The following is a 19384-nucleotide window of genomic DNA, read 5'->3' on the forward strand; positions in this document are numbered from 1 at the left end:
AATGGACTTTACCGAGTCTTTGTAAGGCAACAGGATATCTATCATGGTTTGTACCAGTGCTTATGTATTTTTACCTTAAAAGAATTCTTTTAATAAAAATAAAACTTCTATTCCACTTGTCGCTTTTTATATTTGAACTTAGGTTTAAAATTAAATAATTCTATTTGTTATTTTTCAGATGTTTTTATATCCCTTTTCTCATAAACAAAATAAATGAATCTGTTTTCCAAGTCATTGTACCATATATATTCAATAGTGTTTTTTCTATGTTCAATGTAAGAATGTTAAAGAAATTTAAGATTATAATTGTGGAAATGAGCAAATACATCTGTTTTTTAAGGCTTTAATCTAAAAAAGCTTCAAAAAAATGTTAAAAAATGTTAAAGTGTGAGTTTTAGGCATAAATAAAAAATCATAAATCGTTTGAATTTGATACTTTTGCCTTGTCAACTGATAATAATAAAAACAAACCCCGCAATGAGAAAACATTTTTTAGTCTATATCATCATCGCTGTAATGGGCGTTTTATTAGAATCTTGTGCCACAAACTATGTAGTATCTGCCACACCGAGTACCACTACTAATATAGCTGCTATCCCTAAAACAAACTCAAACTATGGCAAAATAAATAGAGAGAGTCTTCATAAAGCCAAAAGCTCTTTGTATGCCGATTTGGATATCTCAAAACCTATGCCAGAAAATACATTTGTTTTAGAAAAATCATATGAAACGAATACTGCCATCGCAGAGGCTATAAAATATGAAAAAACAGTAGATGATATTCTAAAAGAAGCTAAAACATATATAGGAACTCCATATAGATTTGGTGGAATGTCAAGAAGAGGGATAGATTGTTCGGCATTTGTTCTTTCTGTATTCAATGAAGCGATAGGAATAGATTTGCCAAGAGTGGCTTCAGAGCAATCTCGGGAAGGAGAAAGGATAGATAGTATGGGTGATCTTAGGAAAGGAGATTTAGTGTTTTTTTCTACTCGTGGGGGAAATAGAATTTCACATGTGGGGATTGTAGAGAATGTAGAACCTAATGGAGATGTTAAATTTATCCACGCATCTTCATCTAATGGAGTTACGATATCTACACTCAATAGCGGATATTGGAGTTTGAAATACCGTTTTGGAAAACGCATTATACAATAAAAATGTTTAAATACCTATAAATAAAACCGCCCCAAAATATGAGGCGGTTTTTTAGGACGATACAAATATCAGAATATACTCTATTATCTTTTTGTTGATTCATTTGAGAACATTAAAATGCCTGCAAGGATTGCCTACATAGAACTGGATACACACGCTGAAATTGCAAACCGGTTTCACGATCTAATGCTGCAATCAGAAGCGTTTAGCGTGGATTATTATTTCTCTAAACGAATTTTAGAAATACTTGAAGTAGATGGAGACAACATATTTCTTTCCAGTAATTCTGATATTCTAAAACAATTAAATCAACGGCATTATGATTTGGTCGTAATAGGTACGGTGCATCGTTATTTTGATTTATTTTTCCGCATTACGAAACGCTACCACACGGCTGTCATTTGCCATAATCTTAATTTCATTAAAGCATCTAAATTAGATCTGCTTAATGGGATTTTGGAAAAAGAAACCCGCTACCGGTTAAAATTATTATTAAAAGAAAAACTTTTTCTTAAGGACAAAGTTTATAAACAGGCACAAAGCCTATGGGTATTGTCTCAAGAACTCGCTCAAGAAAAATACGAATATCTTCCTCTTTTCTATAATGAATTTGATTCTGCTGCTGAAAATGAAATTCCGACAATCGTAATTCCTGGCTCTGTCTCTCAACTTAGGCGTGATTATGAGCGTGTTATAAATCGTCTGTATAATGCTACTCTTCCTCTGAAAGTTATCTTTTTAGGTAAAGCTTCAGGACAGGAGCTCGAAAAAATAAAGAAATTAAAATCGGAAAAAACGGTTTTGGATATTGTCTATTTTACAGAGATGGTTCCACAGCCTGTTTTTGATGATTGGATGAAAAAGGCAGATATTCTCTGGTGCCCGATACAAGATGAAACAAAATTTTTGGGGATAAAAGAAAACTACGGGATTACCAAAACGAGTGGAAATATCGGTGATGCCATTAGATACGGGAAAAGAGCTATATTCCCTAAGTTTTATCAAAATAAATATCCTTTTATCCTTTTGGAAGAGGGCTATTTCAGTGGAAAAAAGCCGGTATTCAACTTTGCTTTTGAAGATTTTACCAAAGATAAAATTAGAAAAGATTTAGAAAAAAAGCTATTGAAAGCGTGTAAATAACTATTTTTGCGGTATATGAGTGTAGTGGCAAGACAAAGTTTCAAGTATTCCCTTGTGGGGTATCTCGGTTTTTTACTCGGGACGCTATCTACATTTTTCTTATTTACCAATGATTTATCGTTTTACGGAAAGCTAAGGTTTATATTGCCTACGGCACAGCTATTCCTTCCTATTGCTGTTTTTGGGATATCTTATTCCAATGTGAAGTTTTTTCAAGAGATGCAGAAGGACGGCAAGCATCACAATATGCTCTCGGTATCTTTGCTGGGTATCGTCTTTAATTTTATACTATTTTGTATCTGCTTTTTCTGTTTTTATCTGCTTTTTCCCAATTATCAAAATTCCAAAACATGGGAAATGAAAGGGCTTATATTGCCGCTGGTGCTTGTATCGGCACTATCGGCAGTATTTAATAAATATATTTCTAATTACAAGCGAATAGCAATATCCAATATCTTTGAAAATCTATTTCCAAAGCTTGCTAATATAGGGGCTTTTTGTTTGTTTTTTTTCTTAGGATTTTCAGAGAGTTGGGCTTATTTATTTTTCTTTTTGGTATTTTTATCCGCTCTTTTGGGTTACTATTATTACGCAAATAAGCTGGAGGGTATCAATTTTGATTTTTCATTGGATTATTTTAAGGAAAATAGCCGGTGGAAGCCGTTTCTTGATTACAGTTTTTATGGCTTTTTAGGAAATTTGGGAAGTTATCTCGCTTTGAGTATTGACAATTATATGATTAGCGAGCATATCGGTTTCCAGCAAAACGGTGTTTATAGTACGATATACTCTATCATTTCTCTGGTCAGTGTGCCGGCAATGGGGCTTTACAGCATCTCGGCTCCCATTATCAACAAACACTTTGCAGAGGGCACAATGGCAGAGCTGAATCACTATCATAAGAAGACTTCTCTTGTTCTTTTTTCCATAGGACTGGTACTGCTATGCTGTATCTGTGTGGGATTTCCATATCTTACTTTCTATATGCCCAAAAGTGGGGGAGCCATTCGCGAGGCACAGTCTTTAGTTTGGATTATCGGGGCTGCCACCTTGTTTGAGCTGGCGACGGGTTTCAATGGCTATATTATTTCTATGTCTAAATATTATCGCTTTAGTATCATTGTTATGCTGGTTTTGGCAATGGTAACGATTGGGCTGAATTTTTTCTTTATTAAATTTACAAACCTTGGTATTTTAGGAGTGGGAATTGCGTATGCTGTTTCACTTACTTTGTTCAATATTGTAAAAATTATTTTTAATTACATTAAATTTAAAGTTTTTCCACTAAGTATGCCTATGCTTTATGTTCTGATTGTTGGGGGGATAGCTTTAGGGGGTGCCTTTTTTTTACCTGAATTGAATATTCCTTTTTATAATCTCGTTTATAAGCCTTTTGTTGTTCTAATAATAGCTCTTTTAGGTAATCATTTCCTCAAAATATACCCATTGGCAGATTTTGTTTTTGAAAAATTGAAAAAAAAGAAATAATCGTACTTTTCTTCAGGAACCTTTATAGCTTAAAGAATAACAATCATCTTTTTCTCCGTCATAAAGGAAATTATTGTAAAAGATTAAGCTCGGCATCTCTTTTACCCATTAAGTGTAAAAGTTCTTCTTTAAGGTTTTTGCCTGATCCGCCGTCTTCAGCATTGTTTAAATCTATATCTAAGGATAAATTCCCTCTGAAATAAACATCTTTGTAAGCTGTACAATAAATCTCTATAGAAGATGCTTCTGGAATAAAAGTTCCAAAAGCACCTTTAAATTGCACGGGATATCCGGAGTCATATTTGATATGCCATGTTCCATTATCTCCAGGAAAAGCAACAAGTTTAACAGATGTTGTTTTCTTTTCATTTGCTTTACTTGCATAAACAGGCATTAGAGTTTTATAGTAATCTCTGGAGGAAATATAGAAAGAGTGCACTACTAATTGATATTTCTCTACAGGTATTTTGGTATCAAAATCCCGAATAAAATTCTCGCTAAGTGTTGGATTTGTAATCTTATAAGTAATTGGAAATATCAATTGAGGGGAATTTTCTATCTGTGTTTCATATATTCTATGGGATTCTATTTTTGTGGTCCCCACTCGCTTTTGGTCTTCGGTCAGGGTTCCATTTGTTTTAATGTCTGTTCTCAAAAAGAGAGATTTAGTATTCGCTATACCTTTTACCTGCAAAGTTTCATCAGGACTTTCTGTATTTACACCGACTTGTGCATAAACTGTATTAAAGAAACAAAATATAACGAAAAAAGTTATTGGTTTGATTTTATTTGTATACATGATTTATTCCTTATTTCTTTTTAGATAAAATTATTAATTTACATGTCCAGCCTTTAACACCGGTATTCTGTTTTCCTTCCGGAAAAGTTCCTTCTATATCTCCCAAAGTAGTTTGATCTATTCCATTAAATCCTAACTTCAATCTATAAGTTCCATCTACGGATTCCACATAAGAATATTCCGTGGGATAAACATTTATTATATTATCGCCTGAAGCATTTCTTGGAATTCTTCCTCTAAATATAGCTTCTGCTACATATACGATGTAATCGCTATCTGGGAGACCTGTATTTAGATCAACATTCACTCCATTTACATTTTTGATATTAAGACTTACAACCACTGCTGGAGCAAGCTTTCCATAGAAAGGCTCTATTTTTTTTATTTTTCCAAAATCTTCGCCTTGTTTTTCACTAACTACTAAATGGTCAAAAGAAAAGTTTAATGTATTTTTATCATCTTGTCTCAAATACCCACCTTCCTGATTGCTCTGTTCCACCAAAATATCTCCGTTAACATCGAGTTGGTATCGGTGGTCAGGAGTTTCTGTATTAATACCGACCCTCTGTGCCACTAATAGTACAGAGTTAAGCAACAGAACAAATAAAATACTTTTTTTCATCATTTATTTTAATTTACTAAAGGATTTGCTACTGTTATATTTTCTACATTTCTTCCTCTCATATTTATTTCTTGAGTTTTGATCTCAAAACCTCCTTTATTTTCAAAAGTCAAAATATGAGCTGTCCATTTCTTTCTCTTCCCATTAGCAGGATAATTTAAAATGGGATAATCATAAGTTATTCTCTTGCGACCATTATCGAGTTTACAATTAGCCCACGGAATAAGATTGCTTCCGAAATTTTGTCCTCTGTATGTATCTTGAGCGTTATCAATAGTACTATTGATATAAACATCCAGTAATATCATATAATAGTTAGAATTTGAATGAGCACCTCTTATTCTAACATCTGGGTAATAGTCATCATGATTTGTTCTCTCGCCCGTTTCTGTACTATCAATATATGTCGTTTCCACAGGGTCTACAGTTTTAGTAAATGCCTCTGTATAGGGGATTATTTTATTTAAATCTCCACTATCTCTTATTAAATATCGAAAAGGCTCTCCATCATCAAGCCTATCGATATTTTTAATGTTTATGTCCTGAAAATGCATATTTCCTTTGATATGTAGTGTTTTTTCAGGAGTGTCTGTGTTGATTCCTACATTTCCTGTATACTTTTGCTGAGCAAAAACTATTTTCGTTGATAAAATCAAAGACAATAAAAAATATACTCTATTCATAAATTCTATTTTTTTGGGCGACAAAAATATATTTTTTGTAATAAATACACAAATATTACAGATGAACTTTTTAACTCTCCAATGTGAGAATTAAAAAAAAAATTAGGAATATTAAAAAATAGATTAATTTTATTATACTTGTTTTGTGAATTTGTTATAAAAGCATTAAATTTTAATGATTACTGGCTATTGTTTAATTAATTATTGTATTTACTCAACCCATTTTCTCAAAAATTATACGGATAAGCAAAATAAAATTCAGTCTATAGTTTTTTGAAATTATTTAATGATGTGCAAACTCAGCACCATTATCACTAGTAATGGACTTTAGCCGAGTCTTTGTAAAGTAGCATAGTACCGATACTTAAGAATTTTTTTAAGGATGTTATTTCTACTAATATAATTTATAGCCTTTCAATTGTTTTTGTTTACAATCAAGTCTATTTCTTAGTATTTAAAATATTGTTTATTGTTAATCTCATTTTGTCTTTTCTTTATGGAAGCTCTATTTTTATGATTTGATGCTTACCTGATACTGGACATTTTCTGTATTTAAGGCAATGCAGACTTTATAAATCTTTTCCCTCGCTTTGTTTCTTGAATATATTGATATATAGAAAGGAGGTATTTATATCCTCCCTTTCTACTGACTAAATAATATGATTTATAACAAATTTATTTTAAGGATCTTAAATATAAAGCAACACTTCTATTAGTTTTACCTTTTTCTCCTTCCAAAATATTATGTTTATTCGATATTTTTAGGTCAGGATTCTTTTGTAAATCATTATATAATTGTAAAGCAAAAAATTCATCATCATATAATAACATTCGTCCTACTACTAATGGAATTATTTTATCTCCTAAATTTTTTAATTTCTGATACGAAGGAGTTAATTTCCTATCTGTAGGGTTAGAACTTAATCCGAGTTTACCTTCAAACCATTTTGATTTCCAATCGAAATAAAGATCGTTAAATTCTTCTATATCCTCATTAGAAAGAGGTAAAAGTTGTCTAAGTAAAGCATCATATTGGGTATGAGTAGGCAGAAAACTAGGCGTTTGATGTCTTTTTACAAGTTCCTTAATATTTATATTAGATGTTTTTTATAGTAAATTCTCACTTTACCGTAAATGTCACTTTCTAAACCATCGGCTATATGAGTTAAACGTTGTAATGCCCCTAGTTTAGATTCCCAAATACTTCTGTCTGGAGCATATCTTACAGATGCGTGAGTCATGTAAAGAGGGTCTATGCCATTGTCTACACCCCAAGCTTCTATATCAGCATCCTTTATATCTGTTGTTTTTGTATATCCTAATTTTTTATAAAATTCATCAAAAAACTCTGGTTTAGTAGATTTTTCAGAAGGTAATATAAATTCTCCATCAGGCCATAGCCATTCATTGGTAATTCCAAGTGTCCATGAAACACAGTTATAGCATTGAGTACTAATACTAGTTCTTCTTGAAAGATTAGTATCTAATTTTGAAAAAAATGAAGTGTAAAAGAAAATTTCATTTTGGTCCAACGAATGAGAAAAGGTAGGGATATTATCACAATGAGGATAAAGATCAGGTGTTGTTTGATCATTAGCTTTCCCTAATAAAGGTTTGTTTCTCCCTTCATAAAAACTTCTCAACTGCATTTCTAGTTGATTGATTGTTATATTCTCTATAGAGTTACAGCAATTAAATAAAAATAAAATTACAAATAATATCACTGCTAAATAGTTTATTTTCATAGTATTTAATTTTATTCTACAAATAATACTAATTTATGTTTAAAATCGAATTTTTTTGTTAAAAAATATATTTAATAAGGGGCAAAATAATTTAAGAGGGTTATTTGATACCAAATATTTTACTATTGAATACGCCTAAACGAAACATCATTTCGGAATATTTATTGAGAGTGTTTACTTTTCCGAAAATATATTTTAATATTTTTGTTCCTTTGTTGGTAACGCTATTGTCCACGATTTTTCCCATAGTTTTTTTAGTATCAAACATACTCTGCTGACTCAGCCACTCCATACTTCCGCCATACTCTAAGTATTTTTTTAGTAAAGAGTCCATATTCCTATCGTGTTTTACTAATTCTCGGATACCTATACTTGCATCTCTGATTATTTGGAATGAGGATTTTATGATGAAGTCTGAATATACATCGCTATTTAGGATGATACTTTGGGAGTCTCTAAAGGCATTTATGAGAGAAAAGGCGGGGTTGTATCCTGTGGCAGCCATTTTAACTACTTTGTTACCGGTATATTTTGAGATAGTGTTTTTGGTATGGCTACTTAGTCCTCTGTCGATATTATCGTGCCATAGTCTGTGCAACTCATTTTCGATATAGAAGGTCCACATAGTAATAGGCAGGTGAGAAATTATTAGAGTATGGATTTTCGTAAACGGGTCGTCCGTTTTTGTCGTATTCTTTAGGGGCCGGGAACTTTATTTTGTCGTTAAGCTCTCGGAAAGCTCTGTAAAAGTCTTCTTCTTTTCCGGATGAGCGTTTTCCGTCCTCTATGTTTTGTTCGTATTGGTCTTTTACGGTATCCGGAATGGCTTCAAATTTGGCTTTGGCTTGTGGGAAATCTGCGGTTGCAAAAAGGCTGTTCATTCTATTGACGGCAATAGTTCTGTACTGCGATGCAATGGCATTTGCGAGTAGCTTTGAAGTATCACTGAAGAGCAGTCCGTAGCTACCGTCTTTGAGGATTTTGATGGCTTCTATAGTCCTGTGGAATTGCTGGCGCGATCTGTTTTTTCGTTTTTTACTTGCTCATAAATATCTAAGAAGTGTTCTAAGAAGAATCTTGGGGAGTAGAAAGAGTCTTTCATACTATCATAGGCTTCTTGTGAAATGATACTGTTTTCTTTCATTTCGGTTAAGAGTTCTTTCATTGTTTTTCCGTATTCTTCTGAACGGTCGTATAGTTCTTTGTATTTTGCACTGCCAAAGTCTTCGAGGATACTCTCTAATTCTTTTCTTGCTCTATTTTGGTCTGTGCCGTCCTCGTGTTTGATAGGGACTTTGCTGTTTCTTTCTCTTTGCTCGTCTATGGTGATGACACGCCTATTCTTGATGATGTCGTCTAATGCTTCTTTTTCTTTTGCATTCAGTCCGCCGTATATTTTCTTTTCGGCTTGGTCGTAGACTTCTTTTGCCCATCCCGATGCCCCGTTGAGATTTACCATACGGTCTTCTGTTCTTGTGGCTTCTATGGCTCTGAGTAGTTGCTTTGGAATGTACTGCCTGTCGAGTGTTTTTTGGATTAGCTTTCTTTTGGCGTCCTCCAAATTTATTCTCTTTTCTGAGGTTTCTTTGTCTCTTTTTTTGACATTTTGGCGTTTGGCTCTGGCTTCTTGTGGAGTGATGTTTTCGTTTTTCACTCTACGATATGCTCTCTCTGCATAGTCTAAAGCGATAGGTTCTCCTAATGGAGCTATTTTTTTCTGAATACTATCTAAAGACATATTCGGGTCTGCATTCAAAAACTCTCTAACCTTAGACTCTATTTTGTCGTATTTAGCTTTGCTTTTGTCTTGCTGTGTTTTCTGCTTGTTTATCTTTTGGTTTACGATGTCGCTGACTTTATCGAAAAGCTTATCGAACTTATCGGCTTCGTCTTGGAAATTTTTAGCCTTCAATATACGCTCGGCATATCTCCCTAATCTTACCATCTGGTACGGGGTAAGGTTTTTGGTTACCTTTCTATCGCGAAGGAGCTGTTTTATTTTGTTTACGGCAATGTTTCTTGCTTCTCTGCGGGCTTGCTCGTTTGGTATGTTTTGTTGTTTCAGCTCGTCTATCTTTGCTTGATAGTCTTCTCTGATGGCTTTTAGCTTGGCACGGTGCTGTTGTTTAAGGTCTTTGATTTCGTTGTTTTTCTTATCTCTTATCTGCTGTGCTTTTGCCTTAGCTTGTTCTTTAGTTTTCTGATTGATTCTGTCTAAGTGGTCTAAGAGAATATCTATGATAGAGGCGTTGTCTATTTCCTCTTGGCGGGGATTATTTTTGTACCAACTGCTCTGCTCTAATATATTCCTTGCTTGTTGTTCACCTCTGTTTCTGAGGGCTTCTCTAACTTCTCTGAGAGTTTTCTGAGGCATAGGGTCATTATGCGACAAGTCATCTCCTGACAAGTTTTCTTTGGCATAATAGGAACCATCTACGGGGTCTGTATTTCCGTCTTTAGTTCTTACGATAAAGTCTTTCGGGTTGTATTCGCTGTTTTGCTCTGTGCGGAATATAGGCGTATCCCTACGCTGTTCCGGTGTAAAGTCTAAACGGTCTTCTGCCGCTCTTGCTTCTGCCTCTCCGTATTGGTGTTCGTAGTTAAATTTAGCTTGTTTCTCTAAAAGAGTTTTGTCCAGTGGTAACGCTCCTTCATCCACCTCCTGAGCTCTTCCCCTATTTGCGGACTGCGATAGTAAATTTTTTTCTCGCTCGATGGTACTTCCTTCTGCAAATTCTTCTTGTTTTTGGATGTAGTGCTGGAGTTCGTGAGCAATGTCTTTTCTGATATTTCTTTCAAATGCTGCTCTATCTCTTTCATTATTTAGTTCTTTAGAAAGGTTAAATACTATTGCGTTTTCTTTTGCGTCGTAGGCGGCATAAAAAGCGCCATCTCCGCTGTCTTTTGTTACTTTTATTCTGATGTTTTTGGCATCGTCGTATGCTGCAAATGTACTAAAATTTTTGTCAACTAAGTCAGAAAGTTTTAGTCTTGTTCTAAAAATTTCACCTTCTTTTAGGTTCTTGGTAATGGCAACGAGTCTGTCTACGGCATTTGGATTTAGGTGGAAGTTTTTGTCTTGCAACTCGTATCTCATTTTGCCGTCTCCTCCTTCGTACCAACCGGTCTGCCGTCTTACGATTTCTGGGTCGTATCCGCCTCTGAGCATATCCTCGGCTTCGTCTTTGTCTCTTAGTATCTTGTCTGCATCAGGAAGATTTCTTGCACCTTTTTCTCCGATGATGTGATACTTCACCTCTGATGTTGCTTTGGTTCTGCTGATGTTGTCATTAGGATTAACGCCCCTGAGTAGGTCTCTGAGTGTGCGGTCTGCTACGGCTTCCTGAGTTCTGTATTTCGGTAGCCCGAAAAACTCTGCTACGGCACTCCAAAAGTCTCGTAACGCCTGCTGTACTCTGCCTAAAAGGGTGGGGTTTTTAATGCCTTTTCTTAGGCGTTCGGCACCTCTTTTGCCAGAGAATTGTGCAAGGGCTTCGTCTGCTATGTCGCTGTCTGTGGTAAGGTGCGGGTATTCTTTTTATATGAAGTCTTTCTAACCTTTCACAAGGAATATTTCTCCATTCCAAAGCGACTAAAGCGTCCTGTACGAAGCGGATAGTGCAGCAATAATCACTATAAGACCTTGCGGCTAATCTATTCTTTAGAATAGGCTTTACCTCTTCGAGAGCGTTGTAGAAAGATATATTTTTAAGTTTAATTTCGTATTTCTCTATTCCATTAGGAATCCAGCCTTTTTTCAGTTTTTTTATGATAGCCTGTTTTAGTATTATAGCGGATTCCAACTTCTCTTCAAATTCAGCGTCTTGTGCGATACCGAAGTAGTATTTTCGGAGTACGCCGTTAAATCTGAAGTAAACGCACCATTTTTTACCTTTAGAAATTTTTGGTTCTGTATAATAGTAATTTTTGTCTTGCATCATTTTTAATTTTATGATGCCAAGTGCCATAGGAAGTGTTCTATTTTGTTCTATTTGAACTTAAAAAGAAAACCTAACTATTTGTGTAGTAATTAGTTAGGTTTTATTTGCGGAGAGAGAGGGATTCGAACCCCCGGAGGTGTTACCCTCAACGGTTTTCAAGACCGCCGCATTCGACCACTCTGCCATCTCTCCCAAAAAAACAAATTACTTTGCTTTTTAGTGGTGCAAATATAGAACTATTTTTATTTTATACCAAAAAAATGTAGAACTATTTTAGTTTATTAAATATTAAGTGTATGATAATGTTCTCTTTACATTTGTTGGGGTTTAATATTTACCCCAAAATAGACTGCAATAACTCCTAGAAAAATACTTAAAAAAACATAAACTGCAGCCATTGTATACTGATGGTTTTCCAACAGCGATAAGGCTTCTGCTGAAAATGTAGAAAAAGTAGTAAACCCTCCGCAAAATCCAACTGCAAGAAAAAATTTGAGATAATCTTCTGTCTTTATAAAAAATCCTGATACTAAACCTATGAGGAAGCATCCTAAAACATTAACCAACATTGTCCCGGCAGGAAAATGATTGATATTCCATAATTTCTGGGTGTAGCCTGAAATCAAAAATCGTAAAACACTGCCAATTCCTCCGCCTAAAAAAATATATAATACTTTCATTAGTAATCGTAAAAGGCTGAACCAGAAAGGATACAGCCTTTTTTGTTATAGATTTTATTTAAGCTCTCCCAGATATCTTTCGGCATCTATTGCTGCCATACAGCCGCTTCCTGCCGCAGTGATTGCTTGGCGGTAAATATGATCTTGCACATCTCCAGCAGCAAAGACTCCCGGAAGATTTGTTTTAGAAGATTTCTCTTTTGTGATAATATACCCATTGTCATCAAGGTCTATTTGCCCTCTGAATATTTCTGTATTGGGTTTGTGTCCGATGGCTATAAATATACCGTGAACAGGGATTTCGGAGGTTTCTTGGGTCTTGTTGTTGATAACGACGGCCTTTTCTACTAAATTATTTTCCCCTTTTATCCCTATAAGCTCGTGATTAAATTTAACTTCAATATTTTGTGTTTTATCTACTCTGTGAGCCATAGCTTTGGAAGCACGGAAATGGTCTTTTCTTACGAGCATCGTCACCTTGCTGCAGATATTTGCCAGATAAGTTGCTTCTTCTGCCGCAGTGTCTCCTGCACCTACTACTATTACCTCTTTCCCTTTATAGAAAAAGCCATCACAAGTAGCACACGCTGAGACTCCTCCGCCGGAATATTTTTTTTCGTCTTCCAAGCCTAAATACTTTGCTGTTGCTCCGGTAGAAATAATTACCGTTCTTGCAAAGATATTTCGGCTGTCGGTGGACAACTTATGAATACCTCCCACTTCTTTAGAAAACTCTACGGAAGTAATCATTTCGTAGTGGATTTTAGTATTGAAGCGTTCGGCTTGTTTTTGTAGATCCATCATCATCTCGGGACCTGTAATGCCTTGTGGGTATCCTGGGAAATTATCCACTTCTGTGGTTGTAGTAAGCTGCCCGCCCGGCTGAAGACCTGTAAAAAGCTCCGGTTTCAAATCTGCTCTGGCAGCATATATCGCAGCGGTATATCCCGAAGGCCCAGAACCGATAATGACACAATCTAAAATATTTTCTTCTTCCATCTCTTTCGTAATTTTATAATTGGGGCAAAGATACGAAATCGTGGAATAGCACAATCTCAAAAAAATGATAAAAAAAATCTAATGAGAGTATTTATAAATTAGATTGAGGTTTTTATTGGTTGTAATAAACAAATTATCCTACCTTTGTACCAAATGAAAAATATTATCTTATCTCTTTTGCTGGCAATATGTTTTGTACAATGCCATCAGTCTTTAAAGCCAATGAATGATAGAGTGGAAAGCAATCATCTAAAAAATCCGTATTACTCAAGAACGGATAAAACTCGTTTAAATGTAAGTAATACCGAATGGAAAAAAATATTATCTCCTGATCTTTACGCTGTAGCTCGAGAAGCAGCTACAGAGATGCCGTTTACCGGTCAGTATTACGATTTTGACCAAAAAGGGGAATATTACTGTGCTGTTTGTGGCAATCATTTATTTCGTTCCGAGGCAAAGTTTGCATCTTCTTGCGGGTGGCCGAGTTTTTTCGAAGCAGACGGAAGAGGAGTTGTCTATAAACGAGATTCTTCTCACGGAATGGAGCGTGTGGAAGTATGTTGCCAAAGATGCGATTCCCATTTGGGACATGTGTTTGATGACGGTCCGCTGCCCACAGGAGTTCGTTATTGTATGAATTCTATCTGTTTGGATTTCGTACCTGACGCTAAAAAAACATTCTAAAACACTTCAACATTGTAATTTGAGAAAGTAAATACAATCCTTAATTTATTTTCCGAAGATTATTTTATCCAGTATCTGCTTTGAATCCCACCGCTTTTATTAGTTAAGGATAACAATAATGTTATACCTCACTTTTTTGACGCGTAAATATATATAGCAAGATATATAGCAAGATACACACTAATAGACACAAACAAAAAGAACAATAATACTCTAAATAGAAGGGCGTTATTTTGGGCATTAATGAATTGAGTAATCAAATAGGCTTAAAATCTGCCGTACAGCAATTTCGTGCCATTAGATATGTCTTTTTTGATAATTTTATTTACTTCTCTTTGGTTTATTCAGAATTAAGCTGATTTTTTTATTATATTTTTGTGCTCTTTTGAGTTAATATAAGCTAAAAAATTGTCGAACTCTTGATTTTTAAGTGTTTTCTGATTCTATGGGAGACTAAGCCTGCTCGTTCAATTCAATTTTCTTTAAAATTCCATGCAAACATCCTATTTTTCCAGAATGGATATTAAAATCAACCAAAATACAATAGTTAGTATTCATATGATTTTTTTTGCAGTAGCTGTATGCTTCTTGAGCTCTTTGTTTCAGCTTTTTATCGGTGTTGTCTTTAGAAAATATTCCTCGTGAGAATGTCATAAAGAATGCAGCCGCACCTAAGAGTACAAATAAGGGAATTGATATTTTTCTATTCATCATTAATATTTTTGTTTTGAGGTGACAGCTTCGAGACAAACTTTCTCCGCTCTTCCGCCGTAGGGACCATACAATGTGGGGATACGAGCTTCATACGCCTCTCGGCAACTTTATCATAAATAGCATTTCGGACAAATCTTGGAATAATTTTCCCTAAATAAATAGGATAAAACCTTCCTCCCAACAGCCTTGATATTTCTAAGACCGCATCAGATTTTGTGAGATAGAATGCATCGGGCTTCCAAAGGTATAGTGTACTGAAAGAATCTATGTCCAGCCCTCTTTCGGATAAGAAGTGCTTCCCAAAATCTGACTGTAATGCGGCAAAACGAAAGCGGTCTTTTTTGTCGTTCCTCAGTACCCACTGCACCCAGCGATTGCAAAGTCCGCAACCTCCGTCATAAAACAGATAATATTTCGACGAGTCTATCATTTTCTTATCCAAAAGTAAGAAAAAAAAGGATAAGGAAAAAATCAACAAAAAATTAAACCGTATCTTTGCCAAAAATTGAGCTTTACTTTATTTTTTGGAAGTGAAGAAACTCATTAATAATGATTTATTAAACATTTTTTATGTCAAATATTGTTGCAATTGTAGGGCGTCCCAATGTTGGGAAATCGACCTTATTCAACCGGCTAATAGAGCGAAGACAGGCGATAGTAGATTCTACTGCCGGCGTTACCAGAGACCGCCATTATGGAAAATCCGACTGGAATGGCGTGGATTTCACCGTAATAGATACAGGAGGGTACGATGTGGGCTCTGATGATATCTTCGAGGAAGAGATAAGAAACCAAGTAGAACTGGCGATAGACGAGGCTACTTCCATTATATTTATGATGAATGTGGAAGAAGGACTTACGGATACGGATCAAGAAATATTCCATCTCCTTAGGCGTTCTAATAAGCCTTTTTATATTGTAGTCAATAAGGTAGATTCTCCCAAAGAAGAATTACCGGCTACCGAATTTTATCAGTTGGGAATAGAGAAGTATTATACACTTTCTTCTGCCACCGGCTCCGGAACGGGTGAGCTGCTGGACGATATCGTAGCGGATTTTCCAAATACGGAATACAAAGACCCCTTTGAAGGGCTTCCGCGAATTACGATTGCAGGGCGACCAAATGTAGGGAAATCTACGCTTACAAATGCCCTATTGGACAACAAAAGAAATATCGTTACGGATATTGCCGGAACTACGAGAGACAGTATAGAAACGCTTTACAATAAATTCGGGCATGAGTTTGTTTTGGTGGATACTGCCGGAATAAGAAAGAAATCTAAGGTAAACGAGAATCTGGAATTTTACTCTGTGATGAGGTCCGTGCGTGCCATAGAAAACTCCGATGTCGTTATCATTATGGTGGATGCCACTCAGGGCTGGGAGTCTCAGGATATGAATATCTTTGGCATTGCTCAGAAAAACAGGAAAGGAATCGTCATCTTAGTGAACAAATGGGATTTGGTGGAAAAATCTACCAACACGATGAGAGATTTTGAGCAAGTCATTAAAAATAGGATAGGACAGTTCAGCGATGTACCTATATTATTCATTTCTGCCCTTACAAAACAGAGAATACTGAAGGCTGTGGATACCGCTATGGAAGTTTATGAGAACAGAAAGAAAAAAATAAAAACTTCTAAGCTAAACGAAGTGATGCTGCCTATCTTTGAGCATATTCCTCCACCTTCTATCAAGGGCAAGTATATTAAGATAAAATATTGCGTACAGCTGCCTACGCCTTCACCTCAGTTTGTATTCTTTTGCAATCTTCCGCAGTATGTGAAAGAACCGTACAAGAGATTTACGGAGAATCAGTTGAGAAAAGAGTTTGGGTTTACCGGCGTACCTATCGAAGTTTATTTTAGACAGAAATAAAGTTTAATCAATATTATTCCATAACTTTGTAGTCGTTAATTTTAATATAAATCTAATACAATGAGTTACATTTCATACATTGAAGCAAGACAGATTTTAGACTCTCGTGGAAATCCCACGGTAGAGGTAGATGTATTTACAGAAAACGGAACAATGGGGCGTTCCGCAGTTCCTTCGGGGGCTTCCACAGGGGAACACGAAGCCGTAGAGCTAAGAGATGGCGGAGCGGAATTTATGGGCAAAGGCGTAATGAAAGCCGTAGAAAATGTGAGAGAAATCATCGCACCCGAGCTGATAGGTCTTCCTGTATTTGAACAAAATCTTTTGGATCAAATTATGATAGACTTAGACGGGACTTCCAATAAAGGGAAATTAGGGGCTAATGCCATTCTAGGTGTTTCCTTAGCCGCTGCCAAAGCTGCCGCTAAAGAACTGAAAATGCCTCTTTACAAATATGTAGGCGGCGTAAATGCCAATACACTACCCGTACCGATGATGAATGTCATCAATGGTGGCTCGCACTCCGATGCGCCTATCGCATTCCAAGAATTTATGATTATGCCTGTAAAAGCAGATTCTTTCTCACATGCTTTGAGAAAAGGAACGGAGATTTTCCATAATCTCAAATCCATTTTGAAAGGGCGTGGGCTTTCTACTGCCGTAGGGGACGAAGGTGGTTTTGCCCCTACTTTCAAAGGGACTGAAGATGCTTTGGATACATTACTCCAAGCCATAGAAAAAGCAGGTTACAAGCCTGGTGATGATGTAATGCTTGCTTTAGACTGTGCTTCTTCCGAATTCTATGTAGATGGCACTTACGATTATAGAAAATTTGAAGGAGACAAAGGAGCTCACCGCAGTAGAGAGGAACAAGTTTCTTATTTGGCAGAGCTTACAGAAAAATACCCTATTATCTCTATAGAAGACGGTATGCACGAAGACGACTGGCAAGGCTGGAAAATGCTTACAGACAAAATCGGTAACAGAGTTCAGCTGGTAGGAGACGATTTATTTGTAACTAATGTAGAAAGACTATCCAGAGGGATAAAAGAGGGTGTGGCTAATTCTATCTTGGTTAAAGTTAATCAGATCGGTTCTCTATCCGAAACAATGGACGCTGTGAGAATGGCACAAAACAACCGTTATACTTCTGTAATGTCTCATCGTTCTGGAGAGACAGAAGATGCTACTATTGCAGATTTGGCAGTGGCATGTAATTGCGGACAGATAAAAACAGGCTCTGCATCTCGCTCAGACAGAATGGCGAAATACAACCAATTGCTAAGAATAGAGGAGGCTCTCGGTGAAACAGCTGTTTTTCCGGGCTTAGATGCCTTTAAAGTAAAAAGATAAAATCATTATAGAAAATATCAATAGCATTTATCATTTGTGATGAATGCTATTTTTTTGTACATTTACAAAAATTTTTTAACTAAACAAAAATATAATAATATGTCGGATAACAAAGTTTACTTAAAATACGATGGACAGGAATATGAATATCCAATCGTAGATAGTGTAATGGGAGACAGAGGTATAGATATCTCTAAACTAAGAAACCAAACAGGTCTTATTACATTAGATTTAGGCTACAAGAATACAGGGGCTACGGTAAGTGGCATTACCTATCTTGACGGAGATAAAGGAGAGCTTTTCTATAGAGGTTACCCTATCGAGCAAATTGCTGAAAAATCTAATTTTACGGAAGTGATGTATCTTCTTCTTCATGGGGAGCTTCCTGGCAAGGCTCAGTTTGATGAGTTTGAAAAAAATATAAAACATTACAACTGGGTGGCAGAGGAAATGAAAAAGATTTTGGATGTATTCCCTCGTTCTGCCCACCCTATGGGAGTGCTGTCTTCTCTTACTTCGGCTCTTACGGCATTTAATCCTAGGGCTGTGGACATTAGAAACAAAGAAGATTTAGACCATGCTTCTGAAATGATGATTGCTAAGTTTGCACATCTTTGTGCTTGGACTTACAGAAAAACTCAAGGCTATTCTCTAAACCACGGCGATAATAGACTGAGCTATGTGGAAAACTTCTACAGAATGATGTTCAGAAGACCTAATGAAGAATTCCATTTAGACCCTGTGGTGGTAGGAGCTTTAGAAAAACTTTTAATCCTTCACGCAGACCACGAGCAAAACTGCTCTACTTCTACCGTGAGAATGGTAGGCTCTGCCAGAACGGGGCTTTTTGCATCTATATCTGCCGGTGTTTCTGCACTATGGGGGCCGCTTCATGGTGGAGCTAACCAAGCCGTGATAGAGATGTTGGAAATGATAGAAAAAGATGGTGGAAATGTAGAAAAATACATAGAAAAAGCTAAAGATAAAAACGATAGCTTCCGTCTAATGGGCTTCGGACACAGAGTTTACAAAAACTTTGATCCGAGAGCTAAAATCATCAAAAAAGCAGCAGATGACATACTCGGAAAATTGGGGATTCATGATAAAGCTCTTGATATCGCAATGCAGTTAGAAAAAGTAGCGTTGGAAGACCCTTACTTCATCGAGAAAAAACTTTATCCAAATGTAGATTTCTACTCTGGTATTATTTACCGTGCTTTAGGTATTCCTACAGAGATGTTTACCGTAATGTTCGCTTTAGGAAGACTGCCGGGCTGGATCTCTCAATGGAAGGAAATGAGGCTTAGAGAAGACCCTATTGGAAGACCAAGACAGGTGTACCAAGGAAGCCCTAAGAGAGAATATGTTCCTATTGAAGAAAGGTAATCATTTTATAAACCATAATTTATCTCCTCTTTTTGAGGAGATTTTTATTTTTATCGGTATCTCATAATTTTTTTTAACTTTGTTGGATAAGTTTTAGATATATGAATAATT

General features: G+C 35.9%; 19 protein-coding genes and 1 tRNA gene. 7 read left to right on the plus strand and 13 right to left on the minus strand.

The window, feature by feature from the left end:
- Positions 1 to 477: 477 nt before the first annotated feature.
- From BLS89_RS05925 to BLS89_RS05935, 3 genes are all read left to right on the plus strand, one after another.
- Positions 478 to 1158: a C40 family peptidase gene (locus tag BLS89_RS05925; RefSeq protein ID WP_092736574.1), complete on the plus strand. Its 681-nt coding sequence runs from the start codon at positions 478 to 480 to the stop codon at positions 1156 to 1158.
- A 117-nt stretch (positions 1159 to 1275) separates the two neighbouring features.
- A complete protein-coding gene (locus BLS89_RS05930) occupies positions 1276 to 2301 on the plus strand; it encodes a hypothetical protein (RefSeq protein ID WP_092736575.1) in 1026 nt (341 codons plus the stop codon).
- Between the two features lie 15 nt (positions 2302 to 2316).
- Positions 2317 to 3789 carry a lipopolysaccharide biosynthesis protein gene (locus BLS89_RS05935; RefSeq protein ID WP_092736576.1) on the plus strand — a complete coding sequence of 491 codons (1473 nt, stop codon included), beginning with the start codon at positions 2317 to 2319 and terminating at the stop codon, positions 3787 to 3789.
- Between the two features lie 70 nt (positions 3790 to 3859).
- Here the strand turns inward: BLS89_RS05935 and BLS89_RS05940 are convergent, their stop codons facing one another.
- The 11 genes from BLS89_RS05940 to trxB all read right to left on the minus strand — a co-directional run bounded on the left by BLS89_RS05940 (position 3860) and on the right by trxB (position 13258).
- Positions 3860 to 4588 (minus strand): hypothetical protein, encoded by a 729-nt coding sequence (locus BLS89_RS05940; RefSeq protein ID WP_092736577.1) that lies wholly within the window; start codon positions 4586 to 4588, stop codon positions 3860 to 3862.
- Between the two features lie 10 nt (positions 4589 to 4598).
- Positions 4599 to 5213, minus strand: a complete 615-nt coding sequence (locus BLS89_RS05945) for a hypothetical protein (RefSeq protein ID WP_143017734.1) — start codon at positions 5211 to 5213, stop codon at positions 4599 to 4601.
- A gap of 5 nt (positions 5214 to 5218) precedes the next feature.
- Positions 5219 to 5893: a hypothetical protein gene (locus BLS89_RS05950; protein ID WP_092736579.1), complete on the minus strand. Its 675-nt coding sequence runs from the start codon at positions 5891 to 5893 to the stop codon at positions 5219 to 5221.
- A 1091-nt stretch (positions 5894 to 6984) separates the two neighbouring features.
- On the minus strand, positions 6985 to 7638 hold the full coding sequence (locus BLS89_RS05955; protein WP_092736580.1) for a DUF7689 domain-containing protein: 654 nt from the start codon (positions 7636 to 7638) through the stop codon (positions 6985 to 6987).
- Between the two features lie 100 nt (positions 7639 to 7738).
- Positions 7739 to 8236 (minus strand): hypothetical protein, encoded by a 498-nt coding sequence (locus BLS89_RS05960; protein WP_143017735.1) that lies wholly within the window; start codon positions 8234 to 8236, stop codon positions 7739 to 7741.
- A gap of 1 nt (position 8237) precedes the next feature.
- Positions 8238 to 8519, minus strand: a complete 282-nt coding sequence (locus BLS89_RS05965) for a hypothetical protein (protein ID WP_092736582.1) — start codon at positions 8517 to 8519, stop codon at positions 8238 to 8240.
- Between the two features lie 110 nt (positions 8520 to 8629).
- Positions 8630 to 10894 carry an LPD23 domain-containing protein gene (locus tag BLS89_RS05970; protein ID WP_092736583.1) on the minus strand — a complete coding sequence of 755 codons (2265 nt, stop codon included), beginning with the start codon at positions 10892 to 10894 and terminating at the stop codon, positions 8630 to 8632.
- 181 nt (positions 10895 to 11075) lie between these two features.
- Positions 11076 to 11606, minus strand: a complete 531-nt coding sequence (locus BLS89_RS05975) for a hypothetical protein (protein ID WP_092736584.1) — start codon at positions 11604 to 11606, stop codon at positions 11076 to 11078.
- 80 nt (positions 11607 to 11686) lie between these two features.
- A tRNA-Ser gene (locus tag BLS89_RS05980) sits at positions 11687 to 11771 on the minus strand.
- Positions 11772 to 11890: 119 nt separating this feature from the next.
- Positions 11891 to 12259, minus strand: a complete 369-nt coding sequence (gene crcB, locus BLS89_RS05985; RefSeq protein ID WP_092736585.1) for a fluoride efflux transporter CrcB — start codon at positions 12257 to 12259, stop codon at positions 11891 to 11893.
- 54 nt (positions 12260 to 12313) lie between these two features.
- Complete coding sequence (gene trxB / locus BLS89_RS05990; RefSeq protein WP_092736586.1) at positions 12314 to 13258, minus strand: thioredoxin-disulfide reductase; 945 nt, start codon at positions 13256 to 13258, stop codon at positions 12314 to 12316.
- A 222-nt stretch (positions 13259 to 13480) separates the two neighbouring features.
- Between trxB and msrB the strand changes: the two genes are divergently transcribed.
- The gene (msrB, locus tag BLS89_RS05995; protein WP_245688902.1) at positions 13481 to 13942 is read left to right on the plus strand and encodes a peptide-methionine (R)-S-oxide reductase MsrB; all 462 of its coding nucleotides are present in this window, start codon (positions 13481 to 13483) and stop codon (positions 13940 to 13942) included.
- Positions 13943 to 14395: 453 nt separating this feature from the next.
- Here msrB and BLS89_RS06000 read toward each other — a convergent pair whose 3' ends face one another.
- Entirely contained in the window at positions 14396 to 14656 is a 261-nt protein-coding gene (locus BLS89_RS06000) for a hypothetical protein (protein WP_092736588.1), read from the minus strand.
- Positions 14646 to 15086: a thiol-disulfide oxidoreductase DCC family protein gene (locus BLS89_RS06005; protein WP_092736589.1), complete on the minus strand. Its 441-nt coding sequence runs from the start codon at positions 15084 to 15086 to the stop codon at positions 14646 to 14648. The genes BLS89_RS06000 and BLS89_RS06005 overlap by 11 nt, the downstream gene beginning before the upstream one ends.
- A gap of 140 nt (positions 15087 to 15226) precedes the next feature.
- Between BLS89_RS06005 and der the strand changes: the two genes are divergently transcribed.
- The 3 genes from der (at position 15227) to BLS89_RS06020 (ending at position 19273) form a co-directional block, all read left to right on the plus strand.
- On the plus strand, positions 15227 to 16534 hold the full coding sequence (gene der / locus BLS89_RS06010; RefSeq protein WP_092736590.1) for a ribosome biogenesis GTPase Der: 1308 nt from the start codon (positions 15227 to 15229) through the stop codon (positions 16532 to 16534).
- 60 nt (positions 16535 to 16594) lie between these two features.
- Positions 16595 to 17887: a phosphopyruvate hydratase gene (eno, locus tag BLS89_RS06015; protein WP_092736591.1), complete on the plus strand. Its 1293-nt coding sequence runs from the start codon at positions 16595 to 16597 to the stop codon at positions 17885 to 17887.
- Between the two features lie 99 nt (positions 17888 to 17986).
- Entirely contained in the window at positions 17987 to 19273 is a 1287-nt protein-coding gene (locus tag BLS89_RS06020) for a citrate synthase (RefSeq protein ID WP_092736696.1), read from the plus strand.
- Positions 19274 to 19384 lie beyond the last annotated feature (111 nt).

It is taken from the genome of Riemerella columbipharyngis, from assembly GCF_900101995.1.
GTDB lineage: Bacteria > Bacteroidota > Bacteroidia > Flavobacteriales > Weeksellaceae > Riemerella > Riemerella columbipharyngis.